At 63.1% G+C, this 14,792-nt stretch carries 9 protein-coding genes; 7 read left to right on the forward strand and 2 right to left on the reverse strand.

Annotated features, from left to right (window positions below):
* Positions 1 to 158 precede the first annotated feature (158 nt).
* Positions 159 to 2,438, forward strand: a complete 2,280-nt coding sequence (gene asnB / locus QMG80_RS20520) for an asparagine synthase (glutamine-hydrolyzing) (protein ID WP_085770861.1) — start codon at positions 159 to 161, stop codon at positions 2,436 to 2,438.
* A 127-nt stretch (positions 2,439 to 2,565) separates the two neighbouring features.
* Here asnB and QMG80_RS20525 read toward each other — a convergent pair whose 3' ends face one another.
* Positions 2,566 to 3,681 carry a helix-turn-helix transcriptional regulator gene (locus tag QMG80_RS20525; protein WP_158658631.1) on the reverse strand — a complete coding sequence of 372 codons (1,116 nt, stop codon included), beginning with the start codon at positions 3,679 to 3,681 and terminating at the stop codon, positions 2,566 to 2,568.
* Positions 3,682 to 3,887: 206 nt separating this feature from the next.
* Entirely contained in the window at positions 3,888 to 4,256 is a 369-nt protein-coding gene (locus QMG80_RS20530; protein WP_158658632.1) for a hypothetical protein, read from the reverse strand.
* A 521-nt stretch (positions 4,257 to 4,777) separates the two neighbouring features.
* Here QMG80_RS20530 and QMG80_RS20535 point away from each other — a divergent pair.
* The 6 genes from QMG80_RS20535 to QMG80_RS20560 all read left to right on the forward strand — a co-directional run bounded on the left by QMG80_RS20535 (position 4,778) and on the right by QMG80_RS20560 (position 14,761).
* Positions 4,778 to 7,309, forward strand: coding sequence for a YadA family autotransporter adhesin (locus QMG80_RS20535; RefSeq protein WP_085770864.1), 2,532 nt, complete (start codon positions 4,778 to 4,780; stop codon positions 7,307 to 7,309).
* A gap of 111 nt (positions 7,310 to 7,420) precedes the next feature.
* Positions 7,421 to 7,990, forward strand: a complete 570-nt coding sequence (locus QMG80_RS20540) for a hypothetical protein (protein WP_085770865.1) — start codon at positions 7,421 to 7,423, stop codon at positions 7,988 to 7,990.
* A 105-nt stretch (positions 7,991 to 8,095) separates the two neighbouring features.
* Positions 8,096 to 9,628, forward strand: coding sequence for an efflux transporter outer membrane subunit (locus QMG80_RS20545; protein WP_245300108.1), 1,533 nt, complete (start codon positions 8,096 to 8,098; stop codon positions 9,626 to 9,628).
* 386 nt (positions 9,629 to 10,014) lie between these two features.
* Entirely contained in the window at positions 10,015 to 12,531 is a 2,517-nt protein-coding gene (locus QMG80_RS20550) for a TonB-dependent siderophore receptor (protein ID WP_158658633.1), read from the forward strand.
* A gap of 104 nt (positions 12,532 to 12,635) precedes the next feature.
* The gene (locus QMG80_RS20555) at positions 12,636 to 13,592 is read left to right on the forward strand and encodes an MbnP family copper-binding protein (protein ID WP_085770867.1); all 957 of its coding nucleotides are present in this window, start codon (positions 12,636 to 12,638) and stop codon (positions 13,590 to 13,592) included.
* Entirely contained in the window at positions 13,589 to 14,761 is a 1,173-nt protein-coding gene (locus QMG80_RS20560; RefSeq protein ID WP_085770868.1) for a methanobactin export MATE transporter MbnM, read from the forward strand. Before QMG80_RS20555 ends, QMG80_RS20560 begins: the two co-directional genes overlap by 4 nt.
* The last annotated feature ends 31 nt before the right edge of the window (positions 14,762 to 14,792 follow it).

The following is a 14,792-nucleotide window of genomic DNA, read 5'->3' on the forward strand; positions in this document are numbered from 1 at the left end:
TATCACAAATCGCGTGGCGCCAACGCCTGCGCCGTTTTTGTCGCGACGCTTTCGTGCTAGTCGCGACGATCTCGCCATTGGGCCGGTCTCCGCGACGACGCGAGAAACCGCTCGAGAGGCGAACGAAACCGACGCTTCGCCGGACAGGGATCGAAAAGATGTGTGGTATTGGCGGCATTATACATCTCGATGGCGCACAGGTTTCAACCGACGTTGACGGGAAGCGCTTGCGCGACATGGCCCGCCAAATGAGCCATCGCGGTCCCGACGATGAGCAAATTTACATCCACGCCAACGTGGGTCTGTGTTTCAGACGACTCTCGATCGTGGACCTGCAAGGCGGCCAGCAACCGCTTTTCGACGAAAAGCGTTCCGTGGTGACGATGTGCAACGGAGAAATCTACAACCATAAGGAGCTCCGCACACGTCTCCTCCCGAATTCACGCTTTAGAACCCATTCTGATTGCGAGGTCATCCCGTATTTATACGCCCGCATGGGGATGGACTTTCTTTCTGAGCTTAACGGGATATTCGCATTTGTGCTTCTTGATAAAGAAAGAAACAAAATATATCTAGGCCGCGATCGGCTGGGCGTGAAACCTCTGTATTACTATTTCGATGATAATTTACTCGTCTTCGGTTCAGAGGTGAAGACGGTTCTCGCCCACCCCACCGTTCCGAAAGAGTTCGATTGGGAAGCCGCTCTGACGCTTAGAAGCAGGATGAGATACCCCCACCGGGAATACGGACTCACTTCGTTTTTCACTGGTGTGCATCATCTGCCAGCCGGACAGTTTCTTGAGATCGAGCTGTCGACGGGGAGACGGCGCGAGCACGTTTATTGGGACGCCGCCTCCGCATGCGACCGGAGACCGGAGGCGGATCTCGATCGTGAGCGATACGTGAGCGATTACCGTGAGCTTCTCCAGGACTCCGTGGAAATGCAGCTCATGGCGGACGTGGAATGCGGCGTGTTTTTGAGCGGCGGGATCGACTCGGTCGCCGTCGCTCATTTCGCAGCGAAGCATAAAGCGGTTCACGCTTTCTCCGTGCTCTCTCAGAGCACTCTCGGGAACGGCGATGCGCCTTCGGCTTATGCGGCCGCGCAATCATTGGGCATACCGATCCACATGGCGCTGTTCGATTGGCGAAAGCTGGACGTCGATCCGGCGTTATGGCGCACAATGCTTTGGATGGTGGAAACGCCAATCGCCGACGCCGAGCAGTATTACAAATATCTCCTGCATGCCTTTGCCCGTGCCCGGGTTCCTGGATTGAAGGTCATGCTGCTGGGCAGCGGCAGCGACGAGTTCAACGGCGGATATACGCGGTCTTTTTACAACGCAGTCCACGACCCGTCTTGGCGCAAGTTCGAGCAGATTTTGGAAGGCTACGAGCGCGAATCCTTATTGCGGCGGAGCGGCGCCTGGAACAAATACGCCATTCTTCAAGCCGGCGGGCGTCCGTTGATCTCACGGAGCTTCTTGGCTGAGCTGGCGGGGTTGACGCCTTACGAAACGCCCTGGGCCGGATACACAGACATGCATCGCCGCGTGTTGCAGATGTGGGTGCTGTGGCATGAGGATCGCACCTCCGCCGCGAACGCCATAGAAGCTCGCGTGCCCTTCCTGGACCATCGTCTCGTCGAGCTCACCTATGCGGTCCCGCCGCAATTGCGCGAAGAGCTGTTCTGGGACAAAACGATCCTTCGAGAAGCCATGAGGAACGAGCTCGCAGAACAATTTCGCCATCGGCCGAAGACGCCTTTTTTCCAAGGCGACGACCTGAAGTATACGCGCCGCCTCTTGTATAATCTCCTCTGCGCCAAGAACCACGCGTTGATCGAGGAGGCGATCGACGCAGCGCCCGGTTTCGTTGAAGTCGTCGATAAGGACGCCTTGTGGCGGTTTGTCCACGATCTGCCGAACGATCCAGAATATTCAAACGTCGATCTCGCCCTCGATCTCGTGAACATGGGCCTTCTCGCCGCAATGGCGAAGGCGCCCGAAGAAGCTCCCGACAGCTGGAGCGGCGATCTGCCTGTGTCTGAAGCGATCATCGGTGACTGGCCGACTTGGGAGCAAAACTTTGGCGTTTCGCTCGTTCAAAGGACGCCTTCGCTCGAGCGAAGCAGCGTCCTGCGCTTTGCCGACGGGATCAGCGTGCTCCGGAAGGAGGCGGGCGACCCCAAGGCCGGCAGGAGCGACGCCTACTGCATTTTGAGAAATGACGTTCTCGAATTCACGCTCGACGCGAAATTGGAGCCGTGGGTGCGCTTCCTTCGGCAAGTCGACGGCGCGAAGTCGGTGGAGGAGACGATCCGCGCCGCGGACGTGACCGAAGCGGAAATCTGGAAGCACTTGGAAGAGGCCGTAGAGTATAAGGTGCTGCAAGTGAGCTCGGGGGGCGCGCTGACTTCGGCGCGCCCGTCCGGATGACCTGTCTAGGGACAGCGCTCGGATCGAGCCCAGCTCCCGCTGGAAGCCGGGCCGGCGGCCCTGCCGCTTTCGCGGCGACCGCCGGATTCCTGGCCCCCTGCGCCAGTCTGGTTCTCCAAGAGAAGAATTAGCCCAGCGAGAGCGGCATTCCCACCAACAAGGCCACGGCGTCGATTTGGCGGTTGCTGCCGGTCTTTTCGAGCACGCCGCGCACATGGGTTCGCACCGTGCCCGGAGAGACGCTTTCATTCGCGGCGATCTCGCTCACGCTTTTTCCACTCGCAAGGGCGCGTGCGACCCTGGCTTCGCAGGGCGTCAGACCGAAGAGCGATCGCAGCAACGCTTCGGGAGGCGCGCATCGCGCTCCGGCGGACGCCAGCACCAGCGCCGCGGCTTCCCGCGCGAAGCTGTCATGCGAGCGCAGGGGCAGGAGGCGGGCGACGTAGCCCCGGCCGGATTTGACCTTGACGGGGAAGGTTGTAACTGCGCCCGTGTCGCCGGATTTCATACGCTCCAGCGCGTCTCTCAAACTGGCGTCGGCGGCTGGGTCCCGTAGCGCAAATCCGCCTCCGGACCATGCGACATCGAGCTTGATCGTTTCCAAGAGTCCGTTCGCCGCAAGGACATGTCGATCGCCATCGAGAATCAGCGCAGGCATGCCCACCGCCGCCAACGTGTCGACCACGGTGGCCATGCCGCGCTGGCGCGACCGCGCTCCGATCCACACCGCGCGGATCAGCGCGAGACGCAACGAATCAAGCCGTTTGAGCTCGTCCAGGCCCAGCGGCTCCGCCCCGAACCTGCGCCTCCAGCCGATCGTGACGCGCTCGCCGGTCGGCAACTCCAGGCCGGTCGTCGCCCCGAATCCGAGGTCCGAGGGGAAGCAGAAGTCGGAGAAAAGCGGTTCGCCCCGGAGTTCCTCGAGCGTCATGACTTCCTGGTCGGCGATGAAGCGGGGAGCGCAAATTTGCGAAAGCTTGCGTGGATAGGCCCCACGCGTCAGCCAACGCTCGCGGACAAGGCGCGCCGTCTTTTCGTCGAATGCTGGCGTGTTCGCCCATCGGGCGGCGTCGGGATCGCCGATGATCACGAACCCGAAGGGGGCGTCGATGATCCGTCCGATTTGCTCGAGGACGGCGGGCCACAGCTCCGGGCAGTGGGTCGCTTCGTAAATCTGCTCGATGAGTAGATCCGTCTGATCGGATTGACCGGATAGCTCTGAGCTTGAAAGGGTTGCTGACATTTTGGGAAATTCCGCTGTAGGCGCCAAGCCGGCTTGAGCGGCGGCGCTATTCATTGCGGCGGCGCAGGACGCATCGCCGGGAAGACAGGCGAAGCCGATTGCCGCAGCGGTGAGGGGGAAGTGCGATCAGGCGTTTCGGGACGCCTGAGAGAACGCGCACGCTTTTCGCCCGAGCAGACGCAAGGGGGAACTCGCGCGACAACGGGTCAGCAGGAGGGAGGCGCCCGAGGCTGATGCGCCGAGGCGAGCGGTCTCGGCGGCTCGGCGCCGTCGGCGCGCCCAAAAAGCTCGACGCGGTCGTGAAGGGCCACAGGGGCCTGCAACGGCGCGCGCTCCAAGGAGGCGAACGAGCCCTCGCAGGAGAGCTGACAGATCGGACAGGCGGCAACGTGGCCGCCCTTGCCGGGCGCGTGCTGTTGACCGCCTGCGCCGTATGTAACGGCGCTTATGCAATATTGGAGAACTGTCCCTTGGCCGGGGACGGTCGCGGCATGGCCGGGGGTCGCGGCCGGCAGTAGGACCTTGAGCCCCAGCGCCAGAGCAAAAAGCACAACAGCGATCGCGTTGCGTCTCATCCCTTTCGTTCCGCCCATCCTCATCGGCGCGCGCGTTCTCCGACGCTTACCAAGCTTTGGTCACACTTCGTTACCTTTGACAAGCTCAGCTTCGGCCGAAGTCGGCGAAAAGCCACGAGTCCCTGCAACTACGGTCAGCGAGTCGGAATATTGACGACACCCGTGTCGGGCCGAAGCCGTCGAGCGCCAATATAGTCTTCAAGAAAGCAAAAGCTCGCTATAAATCCTGTTGACGAAGCGCAGAGCGTTAACAAGCGGTATTTTGAGACCAACGCCTAAGCAGTGTGATATTTTTGCCACAGGAAAAGTGTGACTATTTTGTCACGCCTGCCCAGAAAACTTCAATTCAGACAAGAAAACGAGCGCCGCCGAAGAGCGCTTCTACAATCCTGTAGAGGCGCTATCTCCGCAGCCCGTTCTAACTTTCCGGCGCTGCCGCGATGACGGCAGAAAAAGCGGCGGTCGTTCTGCTCCTTCGGAGGGCGGCAAGACCCACAAAAGAGCGCCGGTAGGAGGCCCCAATGAAAGAGCAGTGTTGGAGTTCATGGCAGCGCGCGGCTGAAAAGCCCAAGGCGCGCTTCTCAAGCAAGACGTCATTGCAGCGGACGCTGTTTCACGGCGTCGCCGTGGCGGCGCTTGCCTTTGCCTTCGCGCCGAGCGCCGCCAAGGCGGAAATTTGCTCCTCGACCAATAGCGGTCCCAATGCTGCGACCGACAACGGCGTCGCCACCGCTTTGGCCTGCGGCAATGGGTCTGGCGCCGTCAACGGCGCGTCCGCCAATGCCGCCAATGACGTCGCGGCCGGCGCGGGCTCCGTTGCGATGGGGGGCGGGACGCCCACGACGGCGGCGGTGGCCGTCGGCGGCGCGGCGAAGGCCAACGCGGCCGACACGACCTCCGTCGGCGCGAGCTCGCTTGCAAACTCGGCTTGGGACACCTCGATCGGCGCCCGCTCATTTGCGAAAGGCGGCGGCAGCATCGACTTCGGGGCCACGGCAGTTGGCGCCTGGGCGCAGGCCACCAACATGGGCGCCACCGCCCTCGGCCAGTTTGCGCAAGCGAAACCCTCCAACGCCAACATCGGCGGCGGCACCGCCACCAACCCCGACAACTACAACCCTCTCATCGGCGCCGCGTCGGGCACGCTCGCCGGCAAGGCGATCAGCGGCAACGCTTCTCTAGCCACCGCCGTCGGCAATTGGACGATCGCCGCGGGCTATAATTCCACCGCCGTCGGCCAGTTGGCGGCGACCAACTCCGACAACGCCACCTCGGTTGGCCAGTTCGCCTACGCCACCGCCAAGAACGCCACCACCGTGGGCCAGGGCTCCTGGGCCGGCGGCAACAACACGCTTGCCCTCGGCGCCGGCGCCGCTGCGGGCAGCGCGGCGTTCAACCCCGGGCCCTCCAATTCCACCTGGAACGGCAACATTCCGAATACGACCGGCGTGGGCACCGCGGGCGACACCGCCGTCGGCTATTTCACGACGGCGTCTGGCGGCTCTTCGACGGCGATCGGCGGCACCGATGGGACAAACAACCAAGTGACTGGCGCGTTCACCGGCGCGAACGCCGCCACGGTCAACGCTGGCGCGACCAGCGCCGTGGCGATCGGCGGCGGCGCCTCCAACGGCAACGGCGCATCTGTCTCCGCCAACTCCGTTGGCGGCGTGGCGATCGGCGGCGGCTCGAACGGCATGCAAGGCGCGGCTGCCGGCTTCAACCTCAGAAATTACTACCATGGTCTCCCGGCAACCGGCGCCGCGCCCGGCGCGATCGCGATCGGCGGCTCGGACGGGATTAATTTCGGCGCCGCCGCGGCTAACGCTGGCGACGTGGCGACGGGCACGGGCGCGTCCGCCATCGGCGGCGGGAATCCGAACGCCACGCCGGGCAGCTGCGGCGTCGGGACGCCTGGGGTGTGCAATGGAGCGGCGACCGCCACCGGCTATCTCGCCACCGCCTGGGGCCAAGGCGCCACGGCCGTCGGCAACTATGCTTACGCCATCGGCAACAACAACACAGCCCTCGGCAACTACGCGTTCGCCAATAACGTAAACAACGCCACCGCCATCGGCCAGTTTTCGTATGCCCACGCAGACAACGCCACGGCCGTCGGTCAGGCGGCCTACGCCATCGGCGTAAATTCCTCCGCCTTCGGTCAGGGCGCTTACGCGCAGAGCGACTACTCCACCGCCCTGGGCAGCCAATCCTATGCGAGCAGCAAGGGCGACACGGCGGTCGGCTACTATTCGACCGCACAGGGCGGCGGCACCAGCACGACGGGAGCCACGGCGATCGGCGCTAACGTTTCGGCTTACGGACCCGGCGCGGTCTCGCTCGGCGCGCCCGGCAGCGTCACCGGCGGCGGCGTCGCTTCAGGCGCTGGCGCTGTCGGGATCGGCCTGGGACAGCAGGCGATCGGCAACGGCGCGGTCGCCATCGGCGATCCCAACGTCGCGATCGGCACGGGCGCGGTGGCGCTCGGCGCCAACAACTCGGCGGTCGGAGACGGCGCGGTGGCGCTGGGCAACCAGAACGCCGCAGCGGGCAATGGCGCGGTGGCGATCGGCAATAATGCGGTCGCCAACGGCCCGAACTCAGTGGCGATCGGCAATGGCGCGGTGGCGACGAAAGCCGGTCAGGTTGTGATCGGCGGGCTCGGGACCTCGACGGCGGCTCAGGTCGGGCCTGTGCGCTTCATGACTTCGGACCCCAACGGCACGTTGGGCGCGAGCCAGTTCGGGCCGAATGACATCGCTGCGCTTTATGCGGGTCAGCAGGGTCTGCAACAACAGGTCTATGACTTGCAGAGAAGCGTGCGCCGCAGCTACGAGGGCACGGCGGTCGCTTTGGCTACGCAGGGCGCGATCTTGCCGGAGGGCAAGCAGTTCGCCATCTCGGCGCATTGGGGCGGGTTCCGCCAGCAGAACGCCTTCGGCGGCAATGTGCAGGCGCGCGTCAGCCAGAACATCGTGCTCGATGGGGGCGTCGGCGTCGGCCTCAACTATGGTGGCGTCGGCGCCCGCGCGGGAGCGACTTACTCATGGTGAGCGTCGCCTCGTCCATGAAAGACTGACAACAGTCCTGGGGGCTCGCGGCGCTGGTCGCCGCGAGCCCTTATCGCATGAAAAAAGGCCACAGACCCCTGGAGCAGGATTCGCATGTCAAGCAAGCGCACTCTCGTCGCCGTTCTTCTGGCGACGCTCTGGGCGACGAGTTCTCTCTCTCCCGCCTCGGCCGAAACCGCCGCAAAGCCCCCCGCGCCAGCGCCGGCTACGCAGGCGCAGATCGACCGCAACGGCCTGTTGATCTTGCTCAGGAACGCGCTTTCCGCTCTCGACCAAGCCAACAAGACCGGCAATTACACGGTGTTGCGGGATCAGGCCGCGCCGGGCTTCGCCGCCGCCAACAACCCCGCCCGGCTTGGCGAGATTTTCGCCTATCTCAGACGCGACAAGGTCGATCTTTCGGGCGCGCTCGTCATGGAGCCGCAACTGACGGTCATGCCGGAGATCACGCAGAACGGCATGCTGCATTTTGCGGGGTTCTTTCCGTCGGCGTCGTCGCGGCTCAACTTCGAAATGCTCTTTGCGCCGGTCGACGGGCAGTGGCGACTGTTCGGTCTCGGCGCCAATCTCGGCTCGGCGGCGCCCGCCGCGCCGGTTCCTCCGCCCGCCCCCGCGCCGGCGCCGGGGGCCAAAAAGGACGAGAAGAAGCCCCCAAAACCGTGACGGGATCCCGATGACGCGGGCGACGTTGTCGGGCTCTCGGTCGACTCAAATAGCGCAGCTGCGTCAGTGGCCGCTCGCGTGTTGTAGCAGTGTGAGGAGCCGAACTTGTCCCTGCCGGTTCACATCAGGCGCTGCGCCGGCTTGATCGCGCTTTGCGCCATGCTCGCGCTGGCCGGCTGCGACCTCGAGTGGGAGAAGCCCGACCTCGCCACGCCGCTCCCGGAACGCTTTCGCGCTGCGGCGCCGACTTCCGCGCCCTCGTTCCATTCCGCGCATGAATTCGCCGGGCGCTTCGGCTCAGCGGAGCTCACGCGCGTCATCGACGAGGCGCTTGCAGGCAACAACGACATCGCCGCCGCCGTCGCACGCATCACGGAGGCGGACGCCCAGGCGCGCGTCTCCAGCGCGCCTTTGTTTCCGACCCTCTCCAACGTCAATAATTTCGAGCGCCTTCAGATTCCGAGCACGGTGTACGGGGTTGGCGTCGGCAACAGCGCCGGCCTCGCCACCGCGTCTTCCACGAGCAGCAGCCCCTTCGGCGCGAGACGCATCGATTTTTATTCGCTCGGCCTCAACGCCAGCTATACGCTGGACATCTGGGGCGTGAATCAGGACGCCTCCAAGGCGGCGCGACTGCTCGCCAACGCCAGCCGCTTCAATCGCCAAGTCGTCGAGATTGCGACGGTCGCCTCGACGCTCAACGCCTATTTCGCGGTGCTCAACGCGCAGGACCAGCTGCGCATCGTGAACGAGAACGCCCGCATCGCCGGTAAGGTGCTCACGGCGTTGAAGGCTCGTCGCGAGGTGGGGCTCGCGACCGTGCTCGACGTGGCGCAGCAGCAGACTGTCTACGACACGCAGCTCGCGATGATTCCGCCGCTGCAACAGACGTTGGCGCAGCAGATCAATCTTCTCGCGGTTCTCCTGGGGCGAACGCCGGAGAGCTTCTCGATTCAGGGAACGACGCTCAAGAGACTGCATTTTCCCAAGATCGACCCCGGACTGCCATCAGAGGTGCTGTTGCGTCGGCCCGATGTCGCCGAGGCTGAAGCCAGGCTCGCCTCGCAGGAATTCTCGGTTCTCCAGGCGCGCGCCGCATTCTTTCCGCAGATCCAGCTCACCGGCCAATATGGCGTGGAGAGCATCGTCTGGAGGAATTTGGCGACGCCCCAGGCGATCTTCTGGCAGGTGCTGGCCACGACAACGCAGCCGCTCTTCGATGGCTGGAATCTGCAAGGACAGTATGAGCTCCAGAAGGGCAAATATTCCGAGCTCGCAGCAAATTACCGCAAACAGACGCTCACCGCGCTCTCCGACACGGAAAATGCGTTGATCGCCATCGCTCAGACGCAGCGTCACTTGAGCTTGCAGGAAGATTCCGTGGCCTCGGCGAGGCAGGCGCTCACGGCGGCGCAGGCGAGGCTAAGCGAAGGCACGATCGACATCGTGACGCTGGCGACGAACGAGACCGCCTATTTTCAAGGCCAGCTGGTTTTGGAGCAAGTGCGCCTCGCGCGCTACCAGGCGGCGACGACATTTTATCAAGCTCTCGGCGGCGGCTGGTCGGCGACCACGCGCGAGGCCGAGATCGCCCGCGCCGACGCAGCCTATGAGACCGACAAAGGTCTTTGGCCCTGAATATGACTCACGCCGGGTGGCGCGTGGGGCTGCAGTCGAGACCGGAACGCGGCCCGTCGATGCGTCGCCGCTCGCTACGCTCGCAACGCCGAAACATTCCTCGCCGCCGTCTGCATCATGACTAATGTCAGCTGTTCTCTATGAGCGTGGATTTAACGAGGTCGAGTGTGACTTTTTTGCCACGCCAAAACTGTGACCTTTTGGTCACAAGCGAAAAGAAAATCTTCAAAGCAAACTAAATCCCGCTCCGTAGTCGATACGCTTCTACAATTTTGTAGAGGCGCGATCTCGGAAGCTCGTTCTAATTTCGTCGAAGCTGCTGCGACGCCAGCAGAGAAAGCGGCTCAAATTCGTTCGGACGCTCCCCGCCGCTACAGGAGATGTTTATGCCTCGCTCGACACTTTTGCGCGGAGCCTCAATCTGCGCGGTTGCGCTCGTCGCTGTCCCCTCACTCGCGCAGCAAAACTTGCCGACGATTGAAATCAACACGCCGAAGACGCGACCGAAGGCTATGCCCCAACAGCATGCGCGAACGAGCGGCGGACCGCGCCTCCGGGCGGCGCAAGCGCCTGCCGAGCCGGTCGCTCCCGTCCCGAGTCCGCCCGCCGAAGCGGGCTCGCCCTATGCCGCGCTGCCGCCCTCGCAGACCGCCCAACTCACGCAGCAGAGCGGCGACCGCTACACCGGCTACGACGCGCAGAAAGCCATCTCCGCCAAGATCGACGCGCCGCTCATGCAGACGCCGATCAGCGTGAAGGTCGTGACGCGCGAGCAGATGGACGATCAGCCGCACTTCAACGTCAATGAGACGATCGCCACCAACGTCAGCAGCGTGGCGCTGCTGCCGAGCGATTGCAGCAGCTCGCAGAACCTGATCGTTCGCGGATTTCCGACGGGCTCGAACCAAATCGCGCAGGTTTACAGAAACGGGCTGCTCGATCCGAACGAATACTGTCCGAGCACCGCCAACCTGCAGGCGATCGAGGTCGTCAAGGGTCCGGCCTCGGTTCTTTACGGCCGCTCGGAGCCGGGCGGCCTCGTCGACTTCGTCACCCGGCAACCCCTCGAGACGCCCTATTACTCGCTCACGGAGCAGGCCGGCGGCTTTGGGTCGACGCGAACCTTCGTCGATGCGACGGGTCCGCTGACGTCGGACAAGAGCTGGCTCTACCGCGTCGACGCCGAAATCACGCGTGATGGATCCTTCATAAACCACGTCTGGTCGCAGAGAAACTTCGGCTCGGGCGTGCTCACCTTTCACCCGACCGAGCAGTTCAAAGCCAATCTGCGAGCCGAGTATCAAGATTCATCCAACGTCGACACTCAGCCGAATTTTCCTGCCTTCGGCAACCACCCCGCGCCGATTCCGATCAACACCTATTTGGAGGACATCAGCTTCACCGGAGCGAATCCGGACCAGTCCCTGAAGCGCTACGTCAATTTCGACTGGTCATACGATCTCAACAAGGACTGGAACATCACGCAGCGCTTCGCTTACAACAACTCGCGAAACATGACGACCAACAACTATTTTGCGTGCTTGAACAACCCTCCCTATCCTGACGCGGCAGGAGGCCCGTGCACTTTTGACTTCACGAATTTCAACCCGGTCCCGTTAGGAACCGCATGGAATCAGGCGATGTGGTTTCCAGACGTCGTGCGTTCGATCACCGGAAACCTCGAACTCAAAGGCAATTTCACGACGGGCATGTTCGAGCATGCCGGGCTCGTGGGGATAGATCACCTGAACTTCAACGATGTGGACGACGGATTCTATGGGTTCGTGCCCACGCAGCTCAACATCTTCGCGCCCCTCTACGGCAACGGCGGCCTGCTCGGTAGCGCCATCAACCCCTTCGCCGGCTATGGCGGCTCGCCCTTTGGGTGCGGCTACCAATGCAGCACGATCGCTCTGGTCAAAAAGCAGGAGTGGCAGGGCTTCTACGCTCAGGACCTCATCTCCTTCGCCGACGACAAGCTGCATGTCCTCTTGGGCGGGCGATACGATATCGCGTCGGCCTCCACCGGCACGGCCGTCGGCAGCCTCTTTCCCACCTACAACGACACGCTGACGCTGGCCAATCTCCCCGGGGCCTCTCCCTTCGGCCATTACGGCACCACGAAGGATAAGTTTTTCAGTCCGCGCGTAGGCGTCGTCTTTCAGCCTCTGCCGTGGTTCTCCGTTTACGGCAGCTATACGGAGTCCTATGGCCTGAACAATGGCTTGAATGCGAAGACCTTCGCTCCTTTGCCCTCGCAGTCGGCGATTCAATGGGAAGGCGGCGTGAAGGCGGAATTCTTCGACAAGAAGCTGACCGCCACGGCGGCTTTCTTCGACATCAACAAACACAACATGGCGGTGGCGGATTCCGCCCTCTTGGCCTACTACGACCTTCTCAGCGCCAGGAGCCACGGCGCGGAGCTGGACATCACGGGCCGGATTGATCGCAATTGGAGCGTCATCGCCAATTATTCGCATGTCGACGTGCGGGTCACGAAAGGCTCGCCGTTCAACTTCGCCGATCCATTCGACCTCATCAACAACGTCCCGGTCAAGGGCAATCGCTTTCCCGGCGTGCCCGACAACACCGGAAATCTCTGGGTCAAATATGACGCGGACGGCGCTTTTCGCGGCCTGACCGGCGCCGTCGGCGTCTCGCGCATCGGCACGGCCTGGGGCGACCAGGCGAACTCCTTCATCATACCGGCTTACACGCTCGTGCGATTGATGGGCGGATACAGATTCCAGGTCGGAAACACCTGGGTCACGACGCAGATCAACGTCGATAACCTTACGAACACGCGGTATTTTTACGGCTGGAACCCAGCTTTCGCCAACCGCTTTTCCTTGACGCCCGGCGCGCCCCGCTCGGTGCTCGGCACCTTGCGCATGGAACTCTGAAAACCTTCGGGGCTTCGGCGACGTCGCTTGCTCGTCCTCGTCGCCTCCCCTGCCCGTCACTGCAACATCGGCTCGCGTCAGAGCTTGAAACAAAGAGGTAACAGATGCGCCTTCCGCTCGTCGTCGCTCTTGGATCGGCGCTCGCTCTCGGAGCGAGCGTTCCGTCAATCGCCGCGGGGCTCGCGAGCCCACAACCCGTCATGATCAGCTTCTCGCTCACGCTTGACGGCAAGCCGGTCGGTTGCGCCGCCCCGCTTCCCAAGCTCGGCGCAAGCAAGGTGGACGCCAAGCTGCGCGAGGCGCGGTTTTACGTCTACGACGTGAAGCTCATCGACAAGAAGGGCGGGCGAGCCCCCATCGCGCTCGCGCAAAACGACTGGCAATACGCAAATCTCGCGCTCCTCGACTTCAGAGACGCGCGCGGCGGCAGCGCGCCGTGCAGCCCGACCAATCCCCCGAAGAACAGCGCGATCACGGGAAGCACGCCCGCGGGCGACTATGTGGGGCTCGAGTTTTCGGTTGGCGTGCCCGTCGAGAGCCAGATCGACGGCAAAACGGTCGCGCTCAACCACTCGAATGTCGAGACCGCGCCGCCGCCGCTCGATGTTCAGGCCATGTCCTGGAACTGGCAAGCCGGGCGCCGATTCTTTTCGGTCGAAGTGGATCCGTCGAATTTCGTCGCTCTGTCCGACGGGGCCAAGGCCAGAACCTGGATGGTTCATCTGGGCTCCAGTGGCTGCAAGGGCAATCCGGCGACGGGCGAGATCGTCTCCTGCGCGCAGCCCAATCGTTTCACCGTCACGCTCGATCGCTTCGATCCGAAGACGGAGCAGGTCAATCTCGATTTGACGACGCTCTTCAAGGAGAGCGACGTCAGCATGGACAAGGGCGGCGCGGTCGGCTGCATGAGCGCGCTCGACGATCCCGAATGCCCGGCGATCTTCAAGGCCATAGGCCTCAATCCGCCCGGCGGCGCCGGCGCCGGCTTACAGACGAAGCCCGGCGTCTCCTCCATCTTCTCGGCCAGGCCCGTCGTCGCCGTGTCGGGAGCGAAGCCGTGACCCGCGCGCGCGCGCTCCTCGCAGGGCTGGGGCTCCTCCTCGCGCCTGCAGCCTTCGCTGAAGAAAGCAAGCCTTTGGCCTGGAGCTGGGACTTGCCCTCTTACGTGCCGCCGCCGCGCGTTCCCGCCGACAATCCAATGTCGGAAGAAAAATTCCAGCTCGGGCGACGACTCTTCTACGATAAGCGTCTCTCGGGCAATGGAACGCTCGCCTGCTCCTCATGCCATTTGCAAGAGCGCGCCTTCACCGATGGCCGGGTGACGTCTCTCGGCTCAACGGGCGAGCACACGCCGCGCAACGCGCCCTCGATCGTCAACTCCGCCTGGCACGCCACCTACACTTGGGCCAATCCGGCGCTGGTGACGCTGGAGCGGCAGATGGAGAATCCGCTGTTTGGCGAGCACCCCATCGAGATGGGCGTGAACGACGCCAACAAGCCCGAGATCGTCGCGCGCTTTCGCGCCGACGCGGATTATCGCAATCGGTTCAAGGCGGCTTTTCCCGAAAAGGCCGACCCGATCAGCTTCGATACGATTATCAAGGCGATCGCCGCCTTCGAGCGCGGCGTCGTGTCGTTCGGCAGCCGTTACGACCAATATTTGGACGGCAAGATCAAGCTGACCGAACAGGAGCAGCGCGGGCACGATCTCTATTTCGGCGAGAAGGCGGAATGCCACCACTGCCACGGCACCGTCAATCTCGACGATCAGTTCGTTCACGTGAAGACGCGCGAAGCCGAGACGCCATTCCACAACACCGGGCTCTATGACGTCGACGGCAAGGGCGCCTATCCATTTCCCAATCGTGGGCTGCTCGACGTGACGAACGATGCCGACGACATGGGCAAATACCGCGCGCCGAGCCTGCGCAACATCGCCCTGACCGCTCCCTACATGCACGACGGGACGGTCGCGACGTTGGAAGACGTGATCGACATTTATGCGCGCGGCGGCCGCAAGATCGAGGCGGGGCCGAACGCCGGCGACGGCGCGTTGAGCCCGCTCAAGAGCAGCCTCATCGTCAAGATTGATCTGACGCAGCAGGAAAAAGCTGATCTTGCGGCGTTTCTCAAAACGCTCAACGACGAGAATCTTCTGACTGCGGAACGCTATTCCAATCCTTGGGCGACCGGCTCCGGACCCGAAAGCGAGGGCAAGGGGAAGCGATAGAGCGCGATGTGAAAAAGTGGAAAGCGGTTTT

The organism is Methylocystis bryophila, from assembly GCF_027925445.1.
In the GTDB taxonomy this organism is placed as follows: domain Bacteria; phylum Pseudomonadota; class Alphaproteobacteria; order Rhizobiales; family Beijerinckiaceae; genus Methylocystis; species Methylocystis bryophila.